Source organism: Sphingomonas sp. ERG5 (genome assembly GCF_000803065.1).
Classification (GTDB): Bacteria; Pseudomonadota; Alphaproteobacteria; order Sphingomonadales; family Sphingomonadaceae; genus Sphingomonas.
The window spans coordinates 293,343-319,739 of the sequence record NZ_JSXI01000001.1 but is presented as its reverse complement, the minus strand read 5'-3'; the positions used below and the strand labels follow the sequence as shown (position 1 = coordinate 319,739).

General features: G+C 63.7%; 25 protein-coding genes. 14 read left to right on the top strand and 11 right to left on the bottom strand.

All coding sequences use genetic code 11. The features are described 5' to 3' along the window. Positions 1 to 349 precede the first annotated feature (349 nt). Together OO12_RS01455 and OO12_RS01450 are read left to right on the top strand one after the other, a co-directional pair. On the top strand, positions 350 to 622 hold the full coding sequence (locus tag OO12_RS01455; protein WP_235364640.1) for a hypothetical protein: 273 nt from the start codon (positions 350 to 352) through the stop codon (positions 620 to 622). Positions 623 to 708: 86 nt separating this feature from the next. Beyond that, positions 709 to 1,107: a response regulator gene (locus tag OO12_RS01450; RefSeq protein ID WP_235364639.1), complete on the top strand. Its 399-nt coding sequence runs from the start codon at positions 709 to 711 to the stop codon at positions 1,105 to 1,107. A gap of 358 nt (positions 1,108 to 1,465) precedes the next feature. On the opposite strand, the gene OO12_RS27835 is transcribed toward OO12_RS01450, so the two are convergent. Further along, on the bottom strand, positions 1,466 to 1,663 hold the full coding sequence (locus OO12_RS27835; RefSeq protein WP_152616202.1) for a hypothetical protein: 198 nt from the start codon (positions 1,661 to 1,663) through the stop codon (positions 1,466 to 1,468). Positions 1,664 to 1,775: 112 nt separating this feature from the next. On the opposite strand from OO12_RS27835, the gene fghA reads away from it, so the two are divergent. From fghA to OO12_RS01425, 6 genes are all read left to right on the top strand, one after another. Beyond that, positions 1,776 to 2,615, top strand: a complete 840-nt coding sequence (fghA, locus tag OO12_RS01445) for an S-formylglutathione hydrolase (protein WP_034156799.1) — start codon at positions 1,776 to 1,778, stop codon at positions 2,613 to 2,615. Positions 2,616 to 2,632: 17 nt separating this feature from the next. Next, entirely contained in the window at positions 2,633 to 3,850 is a 1,218-nt protein-coding gene (locus tag OO12_RS01440; protein WP_034156876.1) for an NAD(P)/FAD-dependent oxidoreductase, read from the top strand. After that, on the top strand, positions 3,847 to 4,743 hold the full coding sequence (locus tag OO12_RS01435; RefSeq protein WP_034156798.1) for an ROK family protein: 897 nt from the start codon (positions 3,847 to 3,849) through the stop codon (positions 4,741 to 4,743). The genes OO12_RS01440 and OO12_RS01435 overlap by 4 nt, the downstream gene beginning before the upstream one ends. 100 nt (positions 4,744 to 4,843) lie before the next feature. Next, positions 4,844 to 5,020, top strand: coding sequence for a hypothetical protein (locus OO12_RS28390; protein ID WP_160296703.1), 177 nt, complete (start codon positions 4,844 to 4,846; stop codon positions 5,018 to 5,020). Further along, positions 5,008 to 6,909, top strand: coding sequence for a putative bifunctional diguanylate cyclase/phosphodiesterase (locus OO12_RS01430; RefSeq protein ID WP_034156797.1), 1,902 nt, complete (start codon positions 5,008 to 5,010; stop codon positions 6,907 to 6,909). Before OO12_RS28390 ends, OO12_RS01430 begins: the two co-directional genes overlap by 13 nt. After that, on the top strand, positions 6,909 to 8,780 hold the full coding sequence (locus OO12_RS01425; RefSeq protein ID WP_052215394.1) for a CHASE4 domain-containing protein: 1,872 nt from the start codon (positions 6,909 to 6,911) through the stop codon (positions 8,778 to 8,780). The genes OO12_RS01430 and OO12_RS01425 overlap by 1 nt, the downstream gene beginning before the upstream one ends. A gap of 556 nt (positions 8,781 to 9,336) precedes the next feature. Here the strand turns inward: OO12_RS01425 and OO12_RS01420 are convergent. The 3 genes from OO12_RS01420 to OO12_RS01410 all read right to left on the bottom strand — a co-directional run bounded on the left by OO12_RS01420 (position 9,337) and on the right by OO12_RS01410 (position 12,446). Next, positions 9,337 to 9,957, bottom strand: coding sequence for a hypothetical protein (locus OO12_RS01420; protein WP_160296702.1), 621 nt, complete (start codon positions 9,955 to 9,957; stop codon positions 9,337 to 9,339). A 161-nt stretch (positions 9,958 to 10,118) separates the two neighbouring features. Further along, positions 10,119 to 10,547 (bottom strand): hypothetical protein, encoded by a 429-nt coding sequence (locus tag OO12_RS01415; protein ID WP_052215392.1) that lies wholly within the window; start codon positions 10,545 to 10,547, stop codon positions 10,119 to 10,121. 999 nt (positions 10,548 to 11,546) lie between these two features. Beyond that, positions 11,547 to 12,446, bottom strand: coding sequence for an AraC family transcriptional regulator (locus tag OO12_RS01410; protein WP_034156796.1), 900 nt, complete (start codon positions 12,444 to 12,446; stop codon positions 11,547 to 11,549). Positions 12,447 to 12,590: 144 nt separating this feature from the next. On the opposite strand from OO12_RS01410, the gene OO12_RS01405 reads away from it, so the two are divergent. Next, positions 12,591 to 13,316, top strand: coding sequence for an SDR family oxidoreductase (locus OO12_RS01405; RefSeq protein WP_034156795.1), 726 nt, complete (start codon positions 12,591 to 12,593; stop codon positions 13,314 to 13,316). Between the two features lie 131 nt (positions 13,317 to 13,447). On the opposite strand, the gene mug is transcribed toward OO12_RS01405, so the two are convergent. After that, positions 13,448 to 14,026, bottom strand: a complete 579-nt coding sequence (gene mug / locus OO12_RS01400) for a G/U mismatch-specific DNA glycosylase (RefSeq protein WP_052215391.1) — start codon at positions 14,024 to 14,026, stop codon at positions 13,448 to 13,450. Then, positions 14,023 to 14,643 (bottom strand): TetR/AcrR family transcriptional regulator, encoded by a 621-nt coding sequence (locus OO12_RS01395; protein WP_034156871.1) that lies wholly within the window; start codon positions 14,641 to 14,643, stop codon positions 14,023 to 14,025. Before OO12_RS01395 ends, mug begins: the two co-directional genes overlap by 4 nt. A 146-nt stretch (positions 14,644 to 14,789) precedes the next feature. Here OO12_RS01395 and OO12_RS01390 point away from each other — a divergent pair, with 146 nt between their 5' ends. Both OO12_RS01390 and OO12_RS01385 read left to right on the top strand, forming a co-directional pair. Next, positions 14,790 to 15,731 (top strand): aldo/keto reductase, encoded by a 942-nt coding sequence (locus tag OO12_RS01390; protein ID WP_034156794.1) that lies wholly within the window; start codon positions 14,790 to 14,792, stop codon positions 15,729 to 15,731. 95 nt (positions 15,732 to 15,826) lie between these two features. Further along, a complete protein-coding gene (locus OO12_RS01385) occupies positions 15,827 to 16,291 on the top strand; it encodes a hypothetical protein (RefSeq protein ID WP_034156793.1) in 465 nt (154 codons plus the stop codon). 51 nt (positions 16,292 to 16,342) lie between these two features. Here OO12_RS01385 and OO12_RS01380 read toward each other — a convergent pair whose 3' ends face one another. Both OO12_RS01380 and OO12_RS01375 read right to left on the bottom strand, forming a co-directional pair. Further along, positions 16,343 to 17,017 carry a class I SAM-dependent methyltransferase gene (locus tag OO12_RS01380; protein WP_200887359.1) on the bottom strand — a complete coding sequence of 225 codons (675 nt, stop codon included), beginning with the start codon at positions 17,015 to 17,017 and terminating at the stop codon, positions 16,343 to 16,345. A 3-nt stretch (positions 17,018 to 17,020) separates the two neighbouring features. Continuing rightward, entirely contained in the window at positions 17,021 to 17,917 is an 897-nt protein-coding gene (locus tag OO12_RS01375; protein ID WP_034156792.1) for an NAD(P)/FAD-dependent oxidoreductase, read from the bottom strand. Positions 17,918 to 18,110: 193 nt separating this feature from the next. On the opposite strand from OO12_RS01375, the gene OO12_RS01370 reads away from it, so the two are divergent. After that, positions 18,111 to 19,337: a serine hydrolase domain-containing protein gene (locus OO12_RS01370; RefSeq protein ID WP_160296701.1), complete on the top strand. Its 1,227-nt coding sequence runs from the start codon at positions 18,111 to 18,113 to the stop codon at positions 19,335 to 19,337. 3 nt (positions 19,338 to 19,340) lie between these two features. On the opposite strand, the gene OO12_RS01365 is transcribed toward OO12_RS01370, so the two are convergent. Further along, positions 19,341 to 21,713 carry a penicillin acylase family protein gene (locus OO12_RS01365; protein ID WP_034156791.1) on the bottom strand — a complete coding sequence of 791 codons (2,373 nt, stop codon included), beginning with the start codon at positions 21,711 to 21,713 and terminating at the stop codon, positions 19,341 to 19,343. Positions 21,714 to 22,043: 330 nt separating this feature from the next. Here OO12_RS01365 and OO12_RS01360 point away from each other — a divergent pair, with 330 nt between their 5' ends. Continuing rightward, on the top strand, positions 22,044 to 22,499 hold the full coding sequence (locus OO12_RS01360) for a DUF3617 domain-containing protein (RefSeq protein ID WP_082006263.1): 456 nt from the start codon (positions 22,044 to 22,046) through the stop codon (positions 22,497 to 22,499). Positions 22,500 to 22,559: 60 nt separating this feature from the next. Here OO12_RS01360 and OO12_RS27830 read toward each other — a convergent pair whose 3' ends face one another. Then, positions 22,560 to 23,027 carry a hypothetical protein gene (locus OO12_RS27830; RefSeq protein WP_152616199.1) on the bottom strand — a complete coding sequence of 156 codons (468 nt, stop codon included), beginning with the start codon at positions 23,025 to 23,027 and terminating at the stop codon, positions 22,560 to 22,562. Positions 23,028 to 23,088: 61 nt separating this feature from the next. Further along, positions 23,089 to 25,905: a TonB-dependent receptor gene (locus OO12_RS01355; protein ID WP_235364638.1), complete on the bottom strand. Its 2,817-nt coding sequence runs from the start codon at positions 25,903 to 25,905 to the stop codon at positions 23,089 to 23,091. A 154-nt stretch (positions 25,906 to 26,059) separates the two neighbouring features. On the opposite strand from OO12_RS01355, the gene OO12_RS28995 reads away from it, so the two are divergent. Then, positions 26,060 to 26,347 (top strand): hypothetical protein, encoded by a 288-nt coding sequence (locus OO12_RS28995; RefSeq protein ID WP_235364637.1) that lies wholly within the window; start codon positions 26,060 to 26,062, stop codon positions 26,345 to 26,347. Positions 26,348 to 26,397 lie beyond the last annotated feature (50 nt).

Sequence of the window (26,397 nt, the reverse complement as noted above, 5' to 3'; positions counted from 1 at the left end):
TATGACTCCTCAGTTGAAGGAGCCTCGATGGTCTGCCCGCCTCAGGCGGCGCTCAACTCAGGCGCAAACCTCGTATCTACGTCTCGACCTCACCGCGCACGCCAATCCCGCGCAGCGGGTTCGTGCAGCGGCCAAAGGCAGTCATCAAGATCCAGCGACGAGCAAGGCAAGCCATCTCTGTAGAGCTTGACAGTGGGCCCTGAAATCCCAGCCGCCGCATCGGCGATCATGCCAGACGGTGTATGCAGGAAACCGCTTTTTCTCCCACAACGCATCACCCACCCCGCCATTCGCATTTCAGCAAGAATTACGCGGCTAAGGTGTCCGGGCAGGCTGGAGGGTGCTGTCCTTGATCGAGATCGAAGTCCAGAACGAGACGCACCAGACTCAGGTCGGGCTGCGCTTCGCCGCGGTGCCGCGGATCGGCGAGGGGTTGCGGCTGCGTCAGCCGGACGGCTTCTGGGCGTCGTACGACATCATCGACGTCTGGTACCAGAAGGCCGAGTTCGGCGACATCTGGGTGCCCTATATCCATGTCCGCATGACGGATGCGGACCAGGCCGTGGTCGCCGCGACGAGCCAGGTGCTCAGCCAGAGGGAGCCGCAATCATTAAGGGCCTGATCAAACGCCTGCGGAGCTTTCCCGCAGATCCCCCGCAGCCGGTCGCAGCGGCGCCAGTGGCGGCACCCGCGGCCGTGCCTTTGCCCGTGCCCTTACCGGTAGCCGCCGTGCCGTCGCGCCCGCGACGCTGCCTGCTGGTCGACGATTCGCGAGTGATCCGCAAGGTCGCCCATCGCATCATCTCCGACCTCGGCTACCAGGTGACCGAGGCCGAGAATGGCGAGGAGGCGCTCGCGCGCTGCAAGGCGGCGATGCCCGACCTGATCCTGCTCGACTGGGAAATGCCGGTGATGAGCGGGGTCGAATTCGTCGCCGCGCTGCGCGGGATCGATGGCGGGGTGATCCCGAAAGTGGTCTTCTGCACTTCCAGGGCCGAGACCAGCAACATCTATCAGGGCATCGGCGCTGGCGCTGACGAATATGTCACCAAGCCGTTCGATCAGCACACCCTGCTGGCCAAGCTACAGCGGATCGGGGCGGCGTAGGACTTGATCCGGGGGGAAGTGCCCTTGGGGTGAATCGCGGGGTGCAAGTCGGCTGTTGACGGCAGCGGACAAGGGTACGCGACGTTCGCGGCCGATATTTGTTAAATATGCCTTGTATGGAATTGGTTGATAATCATTATTTTATGAAATTGCCGCGCTCGCCCGCGCTGCGGATATGGTACAATTAGGTGTAACATATCTCCCCCTGCCCTCTACTTAAACCCTCCGACATTGCTGCCAAAACGGGCCGATTCACTTCGCTCCCGAAGGCTGTCACGCCTGCTCTCATCGCGCACTTTTTCACGGCATTAGGCGAAGGCCCATGCAACGGATCAGCGGAAGGGCGCAAAACTTGAGATCAAGCCGCCCGCCGAATTGAGCAGACCATGATATCAGCCCCGACCATTTCCCGATATTCCCGCAGCACGTTGGAAAAACTCCCGTGCGGATCCATCAAAACTCCCGCAGCTTTTCCCGCAGACTCCCGCAGAACCCTCAAAAAGGCATTTTCCCGCAGCAACTCCCGCAGCTGCGGGAAAATCGAACGCGACGCCACGATTTTTCCACCCGGCGCCGGCAGAGTTGGGATTGCACTCCGCCCGCCGAAAGTGTCAGGGCTCCGGCAGCTCGGATTTCGAAAAATCGAACGCGGCGGGGATGTGGGAAGCATGTCAAAACTTGAGTCGATCACCACCAACAAGGCCTTTGGTGGCGTCCAGGGCGTCTATCGCCATCAGTCCGGGGCGACTGGCACGACGATGACCTTCTCGGTGTTCGTGCCCGACCATGCGCCGGGCACGACCTTGCCGGTGCTCTGGTATCTCTCCGGCCTGACCTGCACTCATGCCAATGTCACCGACAAGGGCGAGTATCGCCGCGCCTGCGCCGAGGCCGGGATCATCTTCGTTGCGCCCGACACCTCACCGCGCGGCGAGGGTGTGGCGGACGACGCGGCCTATGATTTCGGGCAGGGCGCGGGCTTTTATGTCGATGCGACCGAGGAGCCATGGGCGCCGCATTTCCGCATGCGCTCCTATATCGAGGATGAACTGCCCGCGCTGATCGCGGCCGAGTTTCCGGCCGATATGTCTCGGCAGGGGATCACTGGCCATTCGATGGGCGGGCATGGCGCGCTGACCATCGGCTTGCGGGGTGCCGGACGCTTCAGGAGCATCTCGGCCTTCGCGCCGATCGTGTCGCCGCTCAATTGCCCCTGGGGGGAGAAGGCGCTTGGCGGCTATCTCGGCGCTGATCGCGGTGCGTGGCGCAGCTATGACGCCTGCGCGCTAATCGCGGACGGCGCGCGAGTGCCCGACCTGCTGGTCGATCAGGGCGATGCCGATCAGTTTCTGACCGAGCAGCTCAAGCCCGAGCTGCTGCGCGAGGCGTGCGACGCAGCCGGGATCGCGCTGACGCTGCGGCTGCAGCCCGGTTACGATCACAGCTATTATTTCATCTCGACCTTCATGGCGGACCATGTCCGCTGGCATGCCGAGAGACTGGGTTGATGGAAGGGTTGGGGGTGATGGGTCTATATGACGTTCTGATCGTCGGCGCGGGGCATGCCGGGGCGCAGGCCGCGATCGCGCTGCGCCAGGCGAAGTTCGAGGGCACGATCGCGATCGTCGGGGACGAGCCCGAACTTCCCTATGAGCGCCCGCCACTGTCGAAGGACTATCTTGCCGGTGAGAAGAGCTTCGAACGGCTGCTGATCCGCCCGCCGGCCTTTTGGGAAGAGCGCAACGTCACCATGCTGCTCGGGCAGCGCGTCACGGCGATCGATGCGACGGCGCACAGCGTCACGACCGGCAGCGGCGTGATCGGCTATGGCAAGCTGATCTGGGCGGCGGGCGGCACGCCGCGGCGGCTGAGCTGTGGCGGGCATGACCTGGTCGGCGTGCATGCGGTGCGCACCCGCGCCGATGTCGACCGGCTGATGACCGAGCTCGACAGCACGACGCATGTGGTGGTGATCGGCGGCGGTTATATCGGGCTGGAAGCGGCGGCGGTGCTGACCAAGCTCGGCAAGCAGGTCACCGTGCTCGAAGCGCTCGACCGCGTGCTGGCGCGTGTCGCGGGCGAGCCGCTGTCGCGCTTCTATGAGGCGGAACACCGCGCGCATGGCGTCGAGGTGCGGTTGAACGAGATGGTCGATTGCATCCTGGGCGAGGATCGCGTGACTGGCGTGCAACTGGCCGATGGCGAGATCGTGCCCGCCGACATGGTGATCGTCGGCATCGGCATCATCCCGGAGGTCGCGCCGCTGATCGCGGCCGGCGCGGAAGGCGGTAACGGAGTCGCGGTCGACGATCGCTGCCGCACCAGCCTGCCTGACATCTTCGCGGTCGGCGATTGCGCGCTGCACGCCAACGACTTCGCCGGCGGCGTGACGATGCGGGTCGAATCGGTACAGAACGCCAATGATATGGCGACGTTGGTCGCCAAGGGGCTGATGGGCGACGATCAGCCCTATCATGCGGTGCCGTGGTTCTGGTCGAACCAATATGATCTCAAACTGCAGACGGTTGGCCTGTCGACGGGATATGACGCCGTGGTGATGCGCGGCGATCCGGCGGCGCGCAGTTTCTCGCTGGTCTATCTCAAGGGCGGCAAGGTGATTGCGCTCGACTGCGTCAACCTGACTCGCGACTATGTGCAGGGCCGTGCGCTGGTGCTGGCCGGCGCGACCCTCGATGCCGCGCGGATCGCCGACACGGCCACGCCGCTGAAGGAGCTGGCATGACCGCCGCTGCCGCCCCCTTGATCGCCGGCGTCGAGATGGGTGGCACCAAGTGCAACTGCATTCTCGCAAGTGGGCCGGATGATATCCGCGACACCGTGCGCATTCCGACCACCACGCCGGCCGAGACGCTTGGCGCGATCGAGGCGGTACTGACGCGCTGGGCAGGGTTCGATGCGCTGGGCATTGCCAGCTTCGGGCCCGTCGCGCTTGACCGCGCGGCGCCCGACTATGGCTTTATCACCGCGACGACCAAGCCGGGCTGGTCGAACACCGATGTCGCGATGCGGCTGGCGCGGCATGCCGGGGTACCGATGGCGTTCCAGAGCGACGTGGTCGGCGCGGCGCTGGGCGAGGGGCGCTGGGGCGCAGCGCAGGGGCTCGCCGACTTCGCCTATATCACGGTCGGCACTGGCGTCGGGGTCGGGCTGGTTGCCGGCAATGTGCCGATCGCGGGGGAACTGGGCCATGTCCGCACCGTGCGCATGGCGGGGGACGACTGGCCGGGCATCTGCACCTTTCACGGCGATTGCGTCGAAGGGCTGGCATCGGGGCCGGCGATCGCAGCGCGGGCCGGCGCGCCCGCGTCCGACTTGCCCAAGGGTCATCCTGCCTGGGACGCGACCGCGCATACGCTCGCGCAATTGCTCCATACCTTGGTGCTGACCGGCATCCCGCGCCGCATCGTGATGGGCGGCGGCGTGATGACTGGGGTGCCGCACCTCTTCCCGATGATCCGGTCGCGGCTGGCGGAGAGTCTCGGCGGCTATGCCGCGTTGCCCGAGCTGTCCGATCTCGACAGCTTCGTCGTGCCGCCTGCGCTTGGCAACGATGCCGGGCCATTGGGCGCGATCGAGCTCGGCGTCCGTGCCTTGGCGAGTGCCGCGCTGGAATAGCGTTTACGGCGCCTTAACCCTGCTTGCTTACGTCGGATCAACCGTGATTTCGGCGAAAGGGGGATGGCGGATGAGATACCAGGCACGATGTGATGCGATCATGCTCGCCGACTCGCTTGGCGGCGCGCCCGCGCCGTGCGTTTCGCGCCGTCGACCTCCTTGGGTCGGCCCTCACAAGATCGACAAGATGCCGGTCACCATCACGCTGAACCTTCTGTTTTCCATTCCGGCGGCACTGTCCCCGGTAACCAATGGCGGTGCCCCGTGCGCATTCTGATCGTCGACGACGAACCCGCGATGCATGACAGCTATCGGCGCAGCTTCGCGCCGGTGTCCGGGGCCGTCGGCGTGCTTGACGCGATGGCGGCCGAGCTGTTCGGCGATGACGATGTCGCGCCCGTCGCCGAAGCCGACATGGCCTTTGCGCTCACTCATGCCATGCAGGGCCTTGACGGCGTTGCCGCGATCGAGGCGTCGATCGCCAGCGGCGAGCGCTATGCGGTCGCGTTCATCGACGTGCGCATGCCGCCGGGCATCGATGGTAAGGAAACCGCGAAACGCATTCGTGCGCTCGATCCCGATATCAACCTGGTCATCGTGACCGGATATTCCGATTTCTCGCCCCTGGAGATCAGTCGCGCGGCGGGGCCGGCGGACAAGATTTTCTACATCGCCAAACCGTTCGAGGTCGCCGAGGTGACGCAGACCGCGACGGCGCTCGCGCATCGCTGGCAAGTCGACCGCGAGCTGAGCGACGCACGCGACGCGCTGGCCAAACAGGTCGTGCAGCTTGAAGAGCAAAGCCACGAGCTGGCCGCGAACGAGAGCCGCGCGATCCATATCGCCAATCATGATTCGCTGACCGAAGCGCCCAATCGACTGGCCTTTCGCCGCGCGCTGACCGACCGGGCGCGCAGCAATGCGACCTTTGCCGTGGCGATGCTCGATCTCGACCGCTTCAAGCTGGTCAATGATACGCTCGGCCATCTGGCGGGCGATGAGCTGATCCGCGCGATCTGCACCATCCTGCAGGACTCGGTACCGGTGGGCGGCATGGTTGCGCGGCTCGGTGGCGACGAGTTCGGCTTGCTGTTCGACAGTCCCGGGGCCGAAGCGGCGTTGATGGAATGCGAACGCATCCTGCGTGGCTGCTCCGGCACGTTCAAGGTGCTGGGCAATTCGGTGCAGGGCGGCGCGTCGATCGGCGTGGTTGTCTCGAGCCCGCTCGAAACGCGCGACCCGACCGACCTGATGCGCCGCGCGGACCTCGCGCTCAACGACGCCAAGCGCGACGGGCGGGGTGTTGCGCGGCTGTTCGATGAAGGCATGGATGAGAATATCCGCCTGCGTCGCGCGATCGAGGGCGGTCTGTCGCTGGCGATCGAAAAGGGCGAACTCAGCCTCGCCTATCAGCCGATCGTCGCGCGCGAAGGGCTGGAAGTGGTCGGCTTCGAAGCGCTGCTGCGCTGGAACACCGAGGATCACGGCCCGATTTCGCCCGCAGTGTTCATCCCGATCGCGGAAGAGAGCAACCTGATCCATGAACTGGGCGACTGGGTGCTCGATCAATCGCTCGCCGTGCTGCAGGGCTGGCCCGGCCAGTATATCTCGGTCAATTTCTCGCCGCGGCAGTTCCGCCGGCACAATTTCGTCGGCCGGATCATGGAGAATGTGCAGCGCGCCGGGATCGACCCGCAGCGCGTGCAGATCGAAATCACCGAAACCGCGATCTTCGACGACGCCGATCGCGCCGCCGAGACGCTGTACAAATTGCGCCAGATGGGCTTTCGCATCGCGCTCGACGATTTCGGCACCGGCTATTCGAGCCTGTACAATATCCGCAAGTTCGCGCTCGATTGTCTGAAGATCGACCGCAGCTTCATCGACGGCATGGGCCGTGAACGCGAAAGCGCCGCGATCGTCCAGTCGATCGTCCATCTCGGCCGCTCGCTCGGCCTGGGCGTGATCGCCGAGGGGGTCGAGACCGAAGCCCAGGTACAGGCGCTGCGCGTTGCCGGCTGTTCGCATTTGCAGGGCTATTATTTCTCGCGCCCGGTCACGCTGGAGATCGCCAACGACATTGCCGAGCGCCGCTATCTGGTCGATGAGACGGCCGGGATCGAAGATGACGGCGTGCCGAAATCGGGTAACGGGACGCACGGATAATGGCGTCCCTTCGTGCCGTGACCGGACGGATCAGCGCGCTGCGCAGCCCGGCGTCGCTGGGCGCCAAGCTGGTGCTGATCCTGACCGGCGTCGGCCTGGCCGGCTCGATCGCGCTGACCCTGTTGCTGGCCAGCGTCATCACGCCGAGCTTCAATCAACTCGAGACCCGATCGATCAGTCAGCATGTCGACCGCACGCGTGCCGCGCTGGCCGAATATGCTTCCAAGGTCGAAAGCGCGGTGCGCGATTATGGCGACTGGACGTCGAGCTATGACTATATGGCCGCGCCCTCGGCGAAGTTCGAACGGGAATCCTTCTCGCCGCTGGCGATGACCAATCTCGACGTCAACGGCATGGCCTATATCGGCACTGACGGGCGCATCGTCATTGCGCGCTGGCAGAAGAACGGCATCGACGATCCGGCGATGCGCGCGCGGCTGATCGCGGCGATCCGGAATATTCCGTTCGCGCAAGCGGTCGGTAAAGGCAATTCGGCGAGCTTCTATACCCGCCTGGGATCGCAGCTCGCCGCGGTCGGCGTCGCGCAAGTGCGGCGCAGCGACGGCACCGGTGTATCGCGCGGCTATGTCCTGATGGCACGGCAAATCAGCTCCGCGCAGATCGCCGGATTGCTGCAGCTTGGCGCGCGGCTCGACCTGGCCAATGCATCGGACGCGGAGACGATCACCACAGCGCCGGGCCTGATGACCATCACCGTGCCGGTGCGCGGCGTGACCGGCCATGCGGTGGCGAGCGCTGTGTTCAGCGTGCCGCGCGACCTTTCCAATCTCGGCCAGCGCATGCTGATCCTGGCGATCGGCGGCTCGACCCTGTTGCTGGTCGTGCTGCTGGTGGTGCTGCGGCGGATGTTCACGCGGCTGGTGCTGCGACCGCTGCACCGCGTCGAAAGCCATATGCAGGTGGTCCGCCAGTCGGGCTCGCTTGGCTTGCTCGAAGAGGAGGGGCGGCACGACGAAATCGGATCGCTCGGCACCAGTTTCAATTCGATGCTGCGTCAGCTGAAGGATCTGCGCGAACAGCTTGAAGTGCAGAGCTTCGCGCTGGGCCGCAACGAAAGCGCGGTCGCGGTGATGCACAATGTCCGCAACGCGCTGAACCCGATCAGCACGATCATTTCCAAGGGCATCGCGCAGCCGCCGCCGATCGACCGCGCCACGCTCGACCGCGCGGTAGCGGAACTGGCGCGCGAGGATTTGCCGCAGACGCGCCGCGAGAAGCTGGTCGCGTTCGTGGCCGCGGCGGTTGAGGCCGAGACGCGCGACCGCGACGAGCGCCGCGCGCAATTGCAGGATGGCCGCGAGGCGATGAGCCAGGTGCTCGAAATCATCGGCGCGCAACAGCATGCCGCGCATGAGCGTCCCGCGCTGGAGCCGTGCAACGTCACTGAGATCGTGGCGCAGAACGCGACCATCGCGCGTTATTCGGGCGATGTGTCGATCATGTTCGGCTTTCCGGCCCAGCCGCACCATGTGATGGCCAACCGGCTGATCCTGAGCCAGGTGATCGGCAATCTCTTCGCCAATGCCGCCGAAGCGATCGCCGCCAAGGGCACGCAAAGCGGCGCCGTCACCGTGACGATCGACGAATTGGACAGCGGCCAGACGCGTGTCGCGATCCGCGATGATGGCGAGGGGTTCGAGCCGCAGGTCGGTGCGACCTTGTTCCAGCGCGGATATTCGACGCGCGGGCACAAATCGGGCGGGCTTGGCCTGCATTGGTGCGCCAATTCGATGAATGCGATGGAAGGCGCGCTGCGGCTGGAGAGCGAAGGCGCGGGCCGGGGCGCAAACGCGATCCTGACGCTACAGGCGGCGCCCGCGGAAGCGAGCGCGGTCGGGATTGCGGCCTAGGGACGGCCGGACGTGCCGTTCAAGCCGCGTGACAGATGACGATGGCCGCCTGTCGATATCCAGCGTTTCGCGCTGTTTTACCTGTTTTTCGCCGCATGATTTTTTCGAGGCCGTCAAGCTTGTAGTCAGTGCAGAATTTATGATTATCTTTCAATGAGATGGGTTTATTTCACCTGCTAATTAATAACAGGTGGGAAAACAGGTGATAACAGGTGGCGAAACAGGCCCTGTTCGGGCGGGAACAGGCTGCCGGCTGGTTCGGTTTTCACAAATGAGAAAGAGCGGGATCGGGCCGGTCAGGGGCGCGTTCGCGAGCGCGGGCGGCATGGCTTGGGCCGAGGTTGAACCGACGCCGAATTTGGGTTCACGCGGTTTACACTCGACGAGTTGCCGGCGCTCCGGCTTCGAGCGGATCGATGCCAGTCGCCATCCCGCCAATTGCTTTCATTCGGGTATCATCGGTGACGGCAGGTCGAGCCCGTCACCCTACAGGGTTTGCTTGACCATTACGTCGCTGTTGAAAGCCCCGCAGGCGTATCGGGCCTGACAGGACCGCTCAGCCCCGATAGGTCATGCCGCCATTGTTCGAGGCTTCGCGAAGATTGGTGAAGATCGGCGACCAATCCAGCGTGCCCAGGTGCCTGACGTCGCCACTCAGCAGAGTGTCACCCTCGCTACGCATGGCGGGCGTCCAGCCAAGCGCGTCGCGCACATCCTGGCTGGCATTATCGTAGAGCGCGTTCAGCGTCATCGCGTGCGCCCGGCGATCGCCACTCATCGTGGCGTTCTGGAACGGTTGCAGGGTTTTGGCCAGGCGCAGGTTGAGCCAGCCGCCCGCGTCGTTCGATTCGTCCTGCGAGAAGGCGCCGCCATGATCGACGGCGATCGCGGCCAGTTCATCGTCGCTGAGCGCGCTCATGTCGAGCTGGCGACCGCCCTTGGCGGTGTCGAAGGTGATGAATGTGCCGTCCGACCCGGCGTCCGCATACAGTGCGTCCAGCTTGCTTCGGGCCGTGATTGCGTTGTCCGCCGGGCTGGGTTTTTGCAATGCCGCCGCAGCCGCTCTGGCGGCATCGGAGATTTGCACCACATCCCCGCCATCTCGTACAGACGCAGGCGTCGAGCCGGCGGTTCTGGACGGCGTCGCCACCTGCGCGGTTGATCTGGCGGTCGTCATGCCTGGCATGACGCCCGGGCGATGGGATCCGACGCCAGTCGTTGAAATACTCATAAATCCCCCAGTTTCACTTGTCCTGCAGGCAGTTACGGGAACAGCTTCCTAAGCCGATCTGATAAAGGAGAGGTGAATGGGGCGTACCGCGGCACGCCCCATTCTGCTTACTTCATCGAGAAGACCGCCGCGAAATTGCCGTTGATGAATATCTGCGAGATATCCTGGCTGACGACCTTGCAGGTCGCGCTGCCGCTTGCGGTGGTTGAGGCGTTCGGGGTCCAATAAGCCGATGCGCCGGTCAGCGGATTGGCCGGCGTATAGATGGTCGAGATGTGGAACACGCACTGCTTCGTGCCGATCTTGTAGGTCACATGCGACGCCGAGGTCGTGCCGCAATTGGTGCTGGACGTGGGCGACGTCGCGCCGGCCAGAATATTCGCCGGCGTCGGTGCGAAGACCCCGCAGGCATTGACCCCGGCCGGCACCATCGTGGCCGTCCCGACATTCTGAAACGTCATCGACACGGACGAGGCGAACGCAGGCGCACTCGACAGCAAGCCAACAATCCCGGCGACGACAGATAAAGTCTTCATGATAGAAATCCTCCAGTTGCGCTATAGTAGCGGACAAATAAATGGCAGAATCAAATGCCGTTGAAAACGGAGATTCGATCGTTTTTGGTGCCTGATTTGAGCAATCTACACCAAATTGGAGCCAATATTGATCGTCGGTGTAATATAGAATTCACACCAATTTGGCTGTACTGGGCATTCGACTCGAAGGGAGTTCCGGTATTGTTGTGAAAATGCTTCCTGGGAGCAGGGGGCAGGCCATTCTCATGCTCATATTCCGTGCAATCACGACGCCTGGCTCGCCCGGATGGCGATGACGTGGCGGCCGGGGGGCGATTGACGAGATGGGCGGCTATTCCGGCTTGTGGTCAACCGGTCGCGGAAGGTGATGACGGGGCGTTCGCGAGATCCAACATGTCGTGCTGTTTATGCTGTTATTTCGGCGTGAATTTTTTCCATGCTGTTAAGTTGGAAATTTCGCCCAAATTTCCGCTTGTCGCTCAATGGCTTGATGCCCCTTCATGCTGTTATTGAATAACAGCATGAAAACAGCATGAAAACAGCATGAAAACAGCACGAAACAGCATGCGGAACAGCGTCGTCATGGCGCGAAACAGCAGCCGCGGATTTCCAACATTCCAGCCCCTGGACGGGTGGGATTCCCCGGTAGATCGCGCCTGTTTCACCTGTTTTTGCGGCATGATTTTTTTGGGCTGTAAAGTTGGCAATCGGCGTAGAATTTATGTTGTCTTTTCAATTAGATGACCCCATTCCACCTGTTATGCAATAACAGGTGCGAAAACAGGTGATAACAGGTGGCGAAACAGGCCCTGTTCAGCCGGGAACGGGCGCCGGCTGGTTCGATTTTTTTCACAGATGAGAAAGAGCAGAATCGAGACCGGTCAGGGTCGCGTTCGCGGGTGTGGGTGGCATGGCCTGAGCCGGGATTGAATCGGGGCGGGCATGGGCTGGGTATCCCGGCACGCGTCGCGCAGGGCTCACCCCAATCGGGTATGAGGTCTAAATCACCGCCATATAGTCCGTGGCCATTTGCAGGCGCTCGATGTCCCGGCGTGGCGGCGCGCCGAACAGGCGGCGATACTCCCGGCTGAATTGCGAAGGGCTGTCATAGCCGACCGCAAAGCCGGCTGTTCCGGCGCTGGCGCCCTCCGCCAGCATCAGCCGTCGTGCCTCCTGCAGGCGAAGCTGCTTCTGATATTCCAGCGGCGTCATGCGGGTGACGGTTTTGAAATGCTCGTGCAGCGATGAGGGACTCATCCCGGCCGCCGCGGCGATGTCGTCAATGCGGAGCCGTTCGTGAAAACCGCCGCGGATCTTTGCGATGGCGCGGCTGACCTGGTTGAGATGGCTGTTCGCGACCGCCATGTGTCGCAGCATCGGGCCGTGCGGTCCGGTCAGTAGCCGATACAGAATCTCGCGCTCGATCAACGGTGCGAGCGTCGGAATATTCTCGGGTTGGTCCAGCAGCTTCACCAGCCGGCAGGCGGCATCCACGAGATCCGGATCGCCGGGATATACCGCCAGCGCCGGCAAGTCCGCCGGCCGTGACAGGTGGCCACTCGTGGCGATGATAAGGTCAGCCAGCGCCGCCTGATCGAGGTCGATCTTGCAGCAGAGATAGGGTTCGGCCGAACTCGCGTCGATGACGTGCCCGACCAGTGGCAAGTCGACCGAGACCAGCAGATAGCGCGAAGCGTCATAGACCAGGCTGTGATCTCCAATCGAAACGCGCTTCGATCCCTGGGCAATCAGACAAAGCGATGCTTCGTAAACCGATGGGACAGGCTCGGTCGGTCGATTCGCCCGAATAAGCGACAGCCGCTGCACCGCCGTGCCGATCATGCCCGATTCCGGGGCATGCCGCGTGATGAGCGCGGCCAGTTCTGCGATTCTTTCCACGCGACCTGTGTCCCACGCGGCATCGAACGCGGCAAGCCGCCGGCGCCAGGTTCGGAGGATCGTGCAAATCCTTCGGGCGATAGCTCTAACGATCGGGGCCTCGCTTACGCCATTTCGGGCCACACCCAGAAAGAAGGAACGATCATGACCGGCGTTATCGACAAGACCATCCTCATCACCGGCGCTTCGAGCGGCATCGGCGAAGCGACCGTCCGCGAACTGGCCAAGGCGGGCGCGAACCTGTTCATCGGCGCGCGCCGGACCGACGGGCTGGAGGCGCTGGCAAAGGAATTCGGGCCACAGATCGCGTGGCGCGAACTCGATGTGACCGATGCGGCCAGCTTCGACGCCTTTGCCGATGCCGCCGAGGCGCGGTTCGGGCGTATCGATGCGTTGATCAACAATGCAGGCGTCATGCCGCTGTCGCCGCTCGCGGCGGTGAAGCGCGACGAATGGACCAAGATGATCGACGTCAACATCCACGGCGTCCTGAATGGCATTGCCGCCGTGCTCCCGCGGTTCGTGGCGCAACAGGCGGGGCACATCGTCAATGTCGCGTCAGTCGGCGCGCACATCGTCGTCCCGTCGGCGGCGGTATATTGCGGGACCAAATATGCTGTCTGGGCGATCACCGAGGGGCTGCGGCAGGAGCATGACGACATCCGGGCCACGATCATTTCCCCCGGCGTCGTCGCTACGGAGCTGGGCAATGATATCTCCGACCCGCAGGTGGCGGCCAATCTTGGGGTCTGGAGGAAGAAGTCGCTTCATCCCGACGCAATCGCCCGCGCCATTCGCTACGCGCTCGAGCAACCCGAAGGTGTCGACGTCAATGAAGTGATCGTGCGTCCCACCGCCGCCGACATGTAGTCGGCGGCCTTCGGGCCATGTCAGCTTTCGGGCAGGCTACGCTTGCCCGAAAGCGCGGTACTGGATGCACAGTTGCCATGACGTCCGCGCGCGCACGGTTAGGCCATCCAGCGCCAATTTCCTGTCGGTGTTCATTGCGTAACCGTGGGGCGAGGCTCAAACGCCGCCTGATGCAGCGCGCGGTAAGCGTGGACGAGCTGGTCGAGCGTGAATGCGCGATTCCTGCCGCTGGGATTGGGGAGGACCCAGACCCTGGCGGCGGCGATCAGGGCCGGTTGCGGCCCCCAGGCAATGTCGCGGCGGTCGGCCAGCGCCGAATAGGCGGCCTTGCCGAGAAAGGCGACAAAGTGCGGCATGGAACGCACGATCTTGCGCTCGAACCCCGCGGCTGCGGTGGCGAATTCCCGCGTGGAGAGCTGGTCGGCTCGCGCCGTGGGGCGCTCGACCACCGAGGTCAGCCCATAGCCGTAGCGGAGGATCGTGCGATCCTGTTCGGGTGCGATCTGATCGGGCGTGAAGCCGGCGAGATGGAGCACGCGCCAGAAGCGGTTGCCCCGCCCGGCAAAATGGTGGCCGGTCGCCGCCGCCATCATGCCGGGGTTGATGCCGCAGAACAGAATCGCGAGATGGTCGGCCAGAATGTCGGGGAGTGGCGGATCGAGGAATGGCGGGCCGGGCAGGGGAGGCCTGTTCCCGTCCAGGCTGGTCATCCGCAGATCACGTGTACGGCCTGGCGCGCCAGCGTGCGGAGCGCGTCGCGCGAGGCGCCGGCACGGGCGCGGACGGCGATGCTGTGCATCGTGGCGGAGGCCAGGATCGCAAGCGCCACGGGATCGGCGTCTTCTCGTAGTTCGCCCGTTTCGCGCGCCAGCCGGAACCTGGCTTCGAAAGCGGCATCAAGCGTCGCCAATCCCGCCGTCACGATGCGGCGGATTTCGGGATCTTCCACGGCTTCGGTCAGTGCGGTCCCGACCACGAAGCAGCTTCGCGTCGAGCCCTCTCCGGCAAAATAGAGCGCGAGCGCCGCGTCATAGGCGCGCATCAAGGCCGCATCGAGAGTCCCCTCCCTGAGCGCGTCGTGCATCGTGGCGAATTTATCGGCCCAATAGGCATTGAGCGCGATGAGATAGAGCGCGTGCTTGTCGCCGAACGCCGCACGAAGGCTCGGGCGGTTCATCCCCGCCGCAACGGCGATCTCATCGAAAGAGGTCCCGGAATAGCCGGTTCTCCAGAAAGCATCCGTGGCGCGGCGAAGTGCCGTCTCGCGATCATAGGCGCGTGGCCGCCCCCGGCGCTTCGTCGCGACGTCATTTTCTTTTTGTTCCACTTTGTACAAAATCCTTGACGGCCATGTCGGCCCACCATATTTATCCATTACTGTACAAAATTCAATGGACATGGCTGCCGCCTGAGCCTGTTGGTGTCGGCGCGGGCTGCCGTTGTCTCGATCGTCCCGAAACCAGGAGCAAGAGCATGTCTATTTCCAATTCGCTTCGCGATACGAGGATGACGCTGGCGCACGGACCGGCGACGATCCCGGCGGTCGGTTTCGGCACGCTGATCCCCGATCCCGTTGCGGCGCGGTTTGCCATTGGGGCTGCGCTGGACATGGGTTTCCGGCATCTCGATTGCGCGGAGCTCTATGGCAATGAGGACGTTGTCGGCGACGCGATCGAGGCGGCATTGGCGGCCGGGACGGTGCGCCGCGAAGACCTGTTCGTCACGACCAAGCTGTGGAACAACAATCATCGTCCGGAACGCGTTGGGCCCGCGATCGAGGGGAGTTTGCGCCGGCTGCGGCTCGACTATCTCGATTGCTATCTGATCCACACCCCGTTCGCTTTTCCGCCCGGCGACGAGCAGCATCCCCGGGACGAGCTGGGCCAGCCGGTCTATGATCCCGACGTGACCCTGGTGGAGACATGGCGGGCGATGGAGCGGCTGGTCGATACGGGCAAATGCCGGTTCATCGGCTTGTCGGACATCCGCCTGGAGACGCTGAAGGAAATCGTCGCGGTGGCGCGGATCAAGCCGGCCGTGGTGCAGGTCGAGTCACACCCCTATCTCCCCGAATGGGCGCTGCTCGATTTCTGCCGCCAGCATGGCATCGTGATGCTGGCGTTCGCACCGCTGGGCCATGGAATGGCGCCGCGCGTGACCGACGACGCGGTGATTGCGGCGATCGCGCGGCGGGCCGGCAAGACGCCGGCTCAGATCGCGCTGGCCTGGGCGGTGGAGCGAGGCACTGCATTTCTCACGACATCGACCACCCCCGCCCATATCCGGGAAAATTTCGAGATCGCCTCGCTCCCGGAAGGGGCGTTGCAGGAGATGCGGGACAAGATTGCGACGGAGGTCCGGTTCAACGCCGTGGTCGAAACCGGCGTGCCCGGCTTCGTTCCCCGCCCCGCATGACCCGAGAGGGGCGGGCGCATATCGTCATCGGAATTCGCATGTCCGTGCCGCGGGCCTGAAGCAGTTGTTAAACCTGTCCTGCTATCCTGCGCGCCATGGAGACCGGCAACGAAGAGCAGCCAGGCTTGTTCGACCGCTATCTCGCATTCCCGCTCATGCTGCTGCTGATGTTCGTCGCGCCCAATTATATCGGCGATGTCTCGCTGGACGGGCTCGATGCCTATATCCTCTCGGCGCCGGTCGGGAGCACGCGCGAGCATGTCGAGGAAGGCGTGCGGCATTTCGAGCATTGCTATTATCGCAAGCCTTCCCGCATCGAGGCGGGCGGGGCGGTCGACTATATCTTTCGCGGCACCACCAGCGATGTCGGCTTCTTCGCGTCGGTCGCGGTGCACTGCCCGTTCGGGCAGGACGGACGGCTCACGCGCCAATGCAGCCGCAGCCAATGGGCGCTGGTCCCGGCGGATGTCGAGGCATTCGAGCGCTGGTCGCACAGCGATGTGACTCAGGCCGATGAATGGTCGAACGCCGGTAACCCGGAATGCCCGGTGCGCGATTGATGCCGGCGCAGATTCCGGGGCGGCGTCGCGGCGGTTCGCGCAAGCCGGCGATCATGCCGTGGCGACCCAGCCGCGAAAGGTGAAGCCGGCGTAGAATAATTCGATATCGGAAAATCCGGCGTCGCGGAGCAGCGCTTCGTCTTTGTCGGACGACAGGATGGGCAAATGCGCCGCCATCGCGGTTGCGGACGCGGCGGCGCGTTCGGGATCGGCAGCGACGCCGGCAAAGGCCAATGAGCGCGACAGCCAGCGATGAAGCGCACCGCCTGGCGGGCGGCTGTGGTGTGCCACGACCAGCGATGCACCCGGTTTGAGCCGCCGGCGAAGTTCCCGCAGCGTACGCAGCCGTTCGTCGCTCGACATGAAGTGAAGGGTCAGCAGGCACGTCGCGCCATCGAACTGGCGCAGCGGAGCATCGTCGATATAGCCTTGCAGCAACTCGATGCGCGGTCCGACCGGCGCCAGCATGCGCCGCGCCAGATCGAGCATTTCGGCCGAGGGGTCGATGCCGAGGAAGCGCCATGCCGGTTGCGCCGCGGCGAATGCGTGCAGTTCCAGGCCGCCGCCCGCGCCGAGGACCAGAATGTCCGCTGCCGGTGGCGCATGCTCGGCCAGCAGCACCATCGCCATGCGCTGCAGGTCGGCAAAGCCGGGCACCTTGCGTGGCGTTTCCGTCGCATAGCGTGCGACCGCCGCCGGATCGGTAAAGGGCTGCATCAGGTTCATGGCTCAGCCGAACACCAGCGCGCGGTGCGCCGAGGTTCCCGCGGTGACGCCGTCCGCCACCGCCCAACTGATGCTGTGCGGCGCGCGCGCGATGTCGCCCGCGGCATAAAGGCCGGGGATATTGGTCATCTTGTCGGCATCGGTACGGATCAACGGTCCCATCGGGCCTTGCTCGATATCGGCGCCCAGTTGCGCGGCGAGCGGACTCGACAGGCAGGATTCCGGGAAGATGTAGAGCGCCTCCACCATGCTGTGCCGACCGTCGCCCAGTTCGATTGCCGACAGCGCTGCCGGCGCTCCCTCCAGTCGCTTCACATTGGCCGCTTCGATCGCCACGCCGCGACGCGCGAGCGTCTCGGCACCCTCCGCGTCGAGTTCGGCGCCATTCAGATACAGGGTGGTCGGTCCCCATTCCGCGATCAGGCATGCCTGATGGATCGACATGGCGTTGCGATAGAGCACGCCGAGGGGGCGATCGCTGAACTCGATGCCATGGCAATAGGGGCAATGCAGGACGGTCTTGCCCCAGCGTTCCTCAAGACCCGGAATCGCGGGCAGCGTGTCGCGAAGCCCGAACGCGAGAACCAGCTTGTGTGCCGTCAGCGCCTGGCCGCTCGCCAGGGTGACCGCGAAGCCGTCGCCATCGGTGCGCGCGTCGATCGCTTCATCCTCGATCGCGTGCACGGTGGGATAGGCCGAGAGCTGCCAGCGCGCGGCTGCCAATATCTCGCGCGGATTGACGCCGTCATGTCCCAGGAATCCGTGCGAGGCGTCGGCAAAGCGGTTGCGCGGCTGGCGCGTGTCGATGACGCAGACGCTGCGGCGGGCCCGCGCGAGATAAGTCGCCGCCGCGAGCCCGGCAAAGCCGCCGCCGCCGACGACGATCGCATCATGCTTCATATCTGTTCTCCAGTGTGGAATTGCCTCGGTGCCCGGCGGGGATGTAGCCAGCGCCTCGTGTTCCGGCGTGACCGCTCACGTAACTTCATATGATGCGTGATTAGCGGTGAGTCAACCGGCGTATTCCGGTTGCTCCGCGGCGCACCTCCCGCAACAAGGGCGTTTCCGTCACGGCAGAATGAGGAAGATCGCCATGTCCCGTCGGCTCGCTTCGTGGCTTTGGTTCGCCGTGTTATTGCTCTCCGTGTCGCAGACGGCCGGCCCCGCCATGGCCGATGACCGGCGTTTCCGGGATGCGGTGCGCGACTTTGAGGCGCTTCACCGCGCCGCAGTCCAGCGGGCGGGCATTGCCGGAAGCAGCTTCTATGTTGTGCGGGACGGCGAGACCGTCGTCGCCGATCATCTGGGCGAGCAGGACGCGGAGGCGCATGTCGCGGTGGATGCGCGGACGATCTATCACTGGGCGTCGATCACCAAGACGATGACGGGAATCGCGATCATGCAGTTGCGCGATCGCGGGTTGCTGACGCTGGACGATCCGATCGTGCGGTACGTGCCGGAACTGGCCGCGGTGCATAATCCGTTCGGCGACATGAGCGCCATCACGCTGCGCCAGTTGATGAGCCACAGTGCGGGGTTCGGCGGGGCGACTTGGCGATGGCGCGATCGCGACTGGCAGCCGTTCGAGCCCGCGACCTGGGCGCAGCTGGCGGCGATGCTGGCCTATACCGATGTGAAGTTCCGGCCCGGCTCGCGCTTCAGCTATTCCAATCCGGGCATCGTCTATCTCGGCCAGGTGATCGAACGCCTGTCGGGCGAGAATTTCGAAGTCTATGTCGACAAGAATATCCTGAAGCCGCTCGGCATGTATGGCAGCTATTTCGACAAGACGCCGCCCTATCTGCTGCCGCACCGGTCGCACAGCTATTATATCCGCGAGGGGAAGCGCGTGGCCGCGCCGTTCGATGTCGATACCGGCGTCACCGTGTCGAACGGCGGGCTGAACGCGCCAATGCCCGACATGGCGAAATATGTGGCGTTCCTGCTCGGCGATGCGAAGCGTCAGTCGGATTACGATCTCGTCCTGAAACGAGCGTCGCTGGAGGAAATGTGGCAGCCGCAAATTTCGGCGGGCGAGGATTTCAGCCAGGGCCGGATGGCGCCGACGACATGGAGCGGGCTGTCCTTCTTCATCGACCGCGGCGCGACGGTGCGTTTCGTCGGGCACAATGGCGATCAGAACGGCTTTCGCGCCTATCTGAGCCTATGTCCCGACCAGCATATCGGCAGCCTGCTCGCCTTCAACACCGAGACACGCGAAGTGCAGAACAGCCCCGCCAACCGCGCCACGGCGGAATCGCGCATTGCGCTGGCGACCGATCGGCTGTGCGAAGCGGTGGCCAGGCCGGCGGGCGGGTGAGGTTCAGGAGGGGCGAAGGACGGTGCGTGCGGCGGCGTGCGCGTCGACCGCGGTGCGGCTGAACAGCAGCGGCTGCATCTCGCCCCGCAGCCACGGATCGTACAGATCGCGGTAATGTGGCGAGCGGGGATCGTTCGACTGGCCGGGCAGGACGAGCATCAGCGAATTGTCCCATGCGCCGACATCGATCACTTGCAGATAGCTTGCCCCGCCACTGACCTGCCAATTGGGTGCGCCGCGCAGCCAGCGCGCCATGACGGTGTAGGAATCGCCGCCTGATCCGCCGCCGTCGATCGCGGGGAAGGCCTTGGCGATGGCGGGGATGCTGGCCAGCGGATGCACGATGCGCAGCTGGTGCAGCGTCGCCCACCGCCAGGTGGCGGGATCGGGGCCGAGCTTCGCGTGCGCGCGGGTCCAGGCAGCGGTCAGGGCGGCGTCGAACAATGCGTCACGCGCCGCGGCGGGATCCTTGCCCAGGCGCTTGTCGGGATGCGCCAGCAAGTCGAGCAGGACCGACGGCGCGATCTCGGTGACCAGGTCGCGCGCGCGTTCGGGCACGATCGCCGCGAGCATGCGGTCGCCCAGCTCGCGCCACAGGATCTCGAACAGTGCGGCGGGCGCGCTGTCGCCGTCGAGCCGCGCATCCCAGCCGCGCAGCAGGGCAATCGCCGGCGCTGCCCCGGCCGAGCCATGGGAAGGAAGCAGCGCGATCAGCTGCCGTGCCGGGGTAGATGCGGTGTCGTGCATCAGCGCGACGCTGTCCGCGAGCTGGTGCTTGGGCTGCGCCGCGAGCACTTCGGCGATCCGCTCGTAGCGATAGGGGTCACGGAACGAGAAAGCTGGGATGCGGTCGCGTGGCCAGTCGGGCGGCAGATTATTCTGGTTGGCCGAGGCGAACCAGCCTTTGGCGGGATTATACGCGCTTGGCAGTGCGCGGAAATCGCGCCGGCCGGTCCAGTCATACCGGCCATCGCCGGGCACCGGCAGCAGCCCGTCGCCCTTGCGGCGGATCGGTACGAAGCCGATCACTTGCCAGCCATGGTTTCCGTCCCTGTCGGCATAATGGAAGTTGGTCGGCGATGGATGGAGGGCGAAGGCATCCCGCAAGCTCGCCCAGTCGCGCGCCAGGTTGATCGCGATCATCGCGAACGCACCGCTGGCGCCCGGCTGCAGATCGATCGATGCGAGGGCGGTGGCGCGGCGCTTCGCCGGATTATGCGAGACCACCGGCCCCTGTACGGCGTAACGCAGCGTCACGGCCTTTGCCGCTGCGCCCTTCACGGGAATGGCCGCCTCGACGCGATCGAAGCGTTTCCATTCGCCGCCATGGCGATAGCGTTCCGGATCGTCGGGGTGCAGTTCCAGGACGAACAGATCCTCCTGGTCGATGTGGAAATTGGTGCGGCCGAACGCGAAATGGTCGGTATGCCCCTGCATGATCCCGGGCAGGCCAGGGGAGCCGCCGCCGATCACATCGAGGCCGGGCGCGCTGAGATGTGCGACATGACGCGGGCCGAAGCCGCCAATGCCGAGATGCGGATCATTGGCGAGGATCGGGCGGCCGGTCGCGGTGCGCGTGGGGCCAACGGTCCAGGCGTTGCTGCCGGCATTGGCGCGCTCGTTCAGCGCCGCGGAACGGCTGGTTCGGTCGTCGCCGGGCACCAGCACGGAAAAGGGCGGACTGCCGAGGCGCAGCTTGCCGAGATCGGCCTCCGTCACCGCCGCCGTGTCGAGGCCGTCGGGCACCGTCAGGGGCCAGGCCGGCCGCAGCGGCGCGATCACCGCGTCGAGATCGAGCAATCCCATCGCGGCGAGCATCGCGCGGCGCACTTCGTCATCGGCATTGCCCTCCGCCACGCCGCGCGCGAGGACGAGGTCGCGCACATCCCATTTCAGCGGATTGACCTTCAGGATGCGATATTCGAGCGGCAGTTGCGCGGGATCGGCCAGGACTTCGTCGATGCGCGCGTTGATCCCCGCGACATAAGCGCGCGCGCAGGCCAGGACATTGGCGGGCACATGCGCCAGTTCCTGCCCGAGATCGCCACGATAGTGGAACAGCCGCGCCTGTTCGTCATGCGGGGCGAAGGCGGGGCCGAACGCTTCGGCCAGCTGCCCCATTTCGCGCCGGTGCGACAGGTCGACCTGGAACAGCCGGTCGCGCGCGACGACATAGCCCTGGCCGAAAAAGGCGTCGGGAATCGACTGGGCACGGATATGAGGAACGCCGTACGGATCATCGACGATCTCGATCGATGCCGACAGACCGGCGGCGGCCATTTGCCGCGACCGGGATGGCACCGGTGGTGTCGCGGCGACCGACGAAAACGCCACGACCGCGGTCGAGCCGAGCAGGAAAGAGCGGCGATTGAGCATCGGCGATGTCCTTTATGAGCGCGCAGGCTAACAGCTCAGTCCCGGCGCGTCGTATTACAAACGCGCGACCGGCCATGAGGATAAGCTATAGGGTCACAAGGGACGGGCATTGCCCCGATCGGCGATGATCAGGCGCCATGCGGCGCGGCGGAACGCGGCTGAACGATCGCGAGGCTCGCCGCGCTTTCGCCAGAATCCGGGGCGTTCATGCCTTCGCGTCGCGGCGCGCCACCGGGCGGGGCGTCGCGATCATCCGCCCTTGATCGCCATCGCCGCAAAAAATTTCCGGCCATGATTGTGCCGACGCCACGAGCCGGGCATGGGGCAGGCATGATCCGCTACCTCGCGCCGTTCCTCCTGTTCTTCCCCGGCCTGGCCAATGCCCAGGCCATCCAGCCCGGCAATTGGGACGTGAAGTCCACGGCCGTCGATCTGGTCGTCCCCGGGACCTCCGGCTTCCTGCTGCGCATGATGAAGGGCAAGTCGAAGACCGAGCATAAATGCGTCGCGCCGAATCAGGCTCAGGCAGGGATTGCCGTGCTGCTCATGCCCGATCCGAAAGCCAAATGCCGGCTCGAAAGTTCGGTCGTGGCCGATGGCAGGATCGCACAGACGATGGTGTGTCCGCAAAAGGAAGGCGGGACATTCCGCGCCATTCGATCGGGCAGCTATACTGCCGCAGGGTTTACCGCGCGCCTGATCATGGCCGGGCAGACGCCGAAAGGCGCCTCGCGGATCGTGCTCGACCAGACGGCGGTGCGGACGGCGGCGACCTGTCGCAAATAGGACGCGTTTGGCGAGCGGGGCAAAGGGCGGCGGACGACCCTTGGGCCGCCCACCTCCTGCTCACGGAATGGTGAACGATATTCCCGGCGTGGCTTTCAGCCTTCCCGATATTTTGCAGGGGGGCGCTCCGGGACTCATATAGGCAGGGACCGCCGCCATGTTGAAGCTGATCGTGCTGGTCGCGCTGTCGAAGGTACCGGTCAGGTCCCCCGAGCACCCCACCATTGGGCTCACCCACGTGATGTTCTTTATCGTCACGGACGTCGGGGAGTTGGCGGCAACGGGATAAGGTCCGTTTGTGAAGACACTGTAGAGGCAGCCCGGCGGAGGCGTTGCCGTTGCAGTCTTTCCGTCAGCGGAGATCGTCAGCGTGAAAGTCGGATTGCAGGCATAAGTGCCCATATACGTCATCGAGAGTGGGCCGCTCAGCGTACCGCTTTGTCCAGCGGGGCTCCAGGTCTGTTGCGCCGCCGCCGGGCTGGCCGCGGCGATCAATGCCGTCGCACATATTCCGATGAATCTGTTCATGATATTCTCCTGCTGACGCGCCGAAACCATCACCCGGGCGCGGGGCGGGCGTTTCGGGCGGCTAGAATCCCTTAGTAACGCTCAGGCCGAAGATGCGCGGGTCGAGCGTGAAGACGTTGGTCGTCAACCCGCTGTCGTCGCTGTTGGTGAAGGCATCGGTGATCGGGGTGTCGTTGAAGAGGTTCTTGATATAGAATTGGATGGCCAGATCATTGTCTGTTCGTGCCACCGTCAGTGACAGGTTTGCGTTACCCCATCCCTTCAACCGGTCATATTCCGTGTTGTAAAAGCGGGAAAAGCTCTGGCTCTGGTGATAATAATCGCCGCGTAGCGTCGCGCTCCAATCGCCCAGCGGCAGGGTGTATTGGGCACCGACATTGACCGTCAGATGCGGCGAATTAGGCAATTCGTTGCCGCTGAGATCGGCATAGATGCCCTGGCCGCCGTTGGGGCCGTCTTTTGCGGGGTCATATGTGAAGCCGTACATTTGGTCGAACCTGACAACGCCACCGGCGGGATTGTCGGGAATAAAGTCACCGACAAAAGATCCACCACACAGCGCCTGCAACGCGGCCTGGTTGAGGTTGCCAAAGGGAGCGTTGACGACCTGCTTCACGATACTGGTCGGAACGACGCAATTCGATGCAAGCTGAATCCACGGCTTGACGACCATGTAATCGGGATTGCCTTGCGTCCGATCCATCACGTCAATCGAGCGCGCGCCCTTGTCGATCCCGGTATGGAGGTAACCCACGTTCAGGTTCATGCTGAACCTACGCGACAGTCGCCACACCGATTCCAGTTCGAGGCCCCAAAGCTTCGCGCCGACATTCTCGTTATGTGCGGTCCGGTCGACGATTTGGGAAACCTGGTAATCTTTGTAGTCGTAGTAGAAAGCGGTGCTGTTCAACGTCAGTGCGCCGTTGAGCAGCGTATTTTTCAGGCCGATTTCAAAGGCGTTCACGAACTCCGGTTTGAACGTCGCCGGTTGGGTCGCGAAACGCAGTGCGGATGGATCGGCGCCGATGCCCGGCGGATTAGCGCCGCCGCCTTTATAGCCGCGTGAATAGAAGCCATAGAGCAACGTCTGGTCGGTAAAGGCCAGTTCGGGCTTCCAATCGAGACCGATGCGTCCGGTGAATTCGCCGAAATGCTGCTTTATAGGGTCTTGTTCGGGATATCCGCGCGATACGAAGCCGCCCAACGCTGGACCGCCGGTGCCCAGAAGCAGTTGGCTGGGTATCGGCGTTGCGACTTTGCGATCGTCGGTATAACGCAAGCCTGCGGTTAGCTTCAGTGCCGGATTGATCTGCCAGTAAAGCTCGCCGAACGCCGCAGCGGATTTGTTGATCGTGGGGTTCTTGCTGCGAAAATAATTGTGCCCGTCTCCGGCGATCGAAGCTAGCGGATTAGGATCGATATAGGGGCATGTCCCGTAGTCCCTTCCAGGCACATTGGCGCCGGTGGGTTCACAGACGTAAAGCGTTTGCGAAAGCGCCGACGCGACATTAAAGAATACGAAATAATCCTCGACCGTCTTGTAATGGAGATAGTTGGCACCGATGCTAAAATTGATCGGGTGATCGCTGTTCGATTGCAGCCGAAATTCCTGGAAGAACTGGCGGCTCTTTGCTCGATTGAGATCGACGGCGAAAAAGCGGCTCGACGAGCCTAACTGAGGATCGGCGTATAAACCCCCTGGGGACATACCGCCGTTCGGTAATGGGTCAGATGTAATCTGACTAAGCAGGCCCCGAGAATCATTGAAAATCGGCTGCGTATTGAAGCGATTATAGTCCTGCGTCGAATAATAGCTATCTGTGGTGTAGGAGGTTTGCGAGAATAACTGCAGATCGGGGTCGAGGTTATATTGTAGGTTGAGTTGGAAGACGTCATTCTTGGCGCGAAAGCGCGGATCGAGTGTCGAAGCGATTTCACGCAAGTCGCGCGATTGCGTCAATCCCGCATAGGGGTCGGCCCCCGCTGTGAGAATATACTGCGGTTCGTGAGTTCTGGGATCGACGCCGAGTACAGCGTAGAATTGACCAGCGAGGACCAATGGCAGGCTGAGCCCGTTAGGTGTTCCATAGGCGCTGGCGTCGAACAGCGATCCAGGCTTGCAGCCCTGGCTGAGGACTCCACGCAATGCGGCGTCGCCACTGATATCCACGCCTCCAACAGAGGTCGGCCCAGGATCGCGCTGGCACAATTGCTTGCCGGTGCGTGATCGGTTGTCGTTCTCCTGGAAATGCTCCCAGATCAGATCTGCGGTAAAATCGCTGCTCGGTTTCCAGCGCAGGCTGCCGCGCGTCTGCCATAGGTCGCGGCCATTCACTCGCGTCTGGTTGATCGTATTGAAGTCGAACCCGTCGCGGTGCGTCGCCGCACCCGCCGCGCGGACCGCCAGCGTGTCGGTCAGCGGTATATTGATGAAACCGCGCAACCGGCGGGTATCGTAATTGCCGATCTCGCCGCGCAACTCTCCATCAAAGCCTTTTGAGCTGGCCTTGTTGGTGATCATGTTGACCACACCGGCGGTGGCGTTGCGGCCATAGAGCGTGCCTTGCGGCCCGCGTAGTACCTCGACCCGTTCGACGTCGAAATATTCCTGTTCGAACAAACGGTTTCGGGTCAGCGGCACGAAATTATAGCTGACCTGCACCGCTGGATCAGTGGTCACGGAGACCGCCTTGGTACCGATGCCGCGGATCGAAAAATTGAAGCCGGAGAAATTGTTTTTGCTGAATGTGACATTGGGCACGGCGCGCAGAAGTTCGGACCCGCCTTCGATTTTCTGGTCGTCGAGCGACTTGCTCGAAAAGGCCGAGATCGCGATCGGCACATCCTGGATCTTTTCTTCCTTCTTCTGCGCGGTCACGATGATGTCGGGACCGGGATCATCGCGCGCTGGTTCGCTCGCACCGCTGACCGACGTGGTGGTGACGACATAGGTTTGCGGGCCGTTCCGGCGATAGGAGAGGCCGGTGCCGGCCAGCAGGCGCGTCAGGCCCTGTTCGACCGTCATTGCGCCCTTGATCGCATTGGTGCGCTTGCCGCGCGCGTCGCGCTCGGAAATCAGCAACTGGATGTCGGCCTGGCGCCCAAAGGTGGCGATGCCGGTACCGGCGGGTAAAGTCGGCACATCGAATGTCGCGGTTTGCGCCAGGGCCGGCGCCGCCGTCATGCAACAGATCAGCGCCGTCGATTTCATCAGGTGCCGGCCGACGCCGCCAAAGATGCCGCTCATCATCCTCTCCCCCCAATTGTCGTTCTGCCGGGGCATTGTTGCCTTGCCGACCGTCATGTTTGACCGGGACTAGACGTTCGGCCGGATATTTTCCGTACGGCCGGGGCGTGGAGGGGGCGGAAA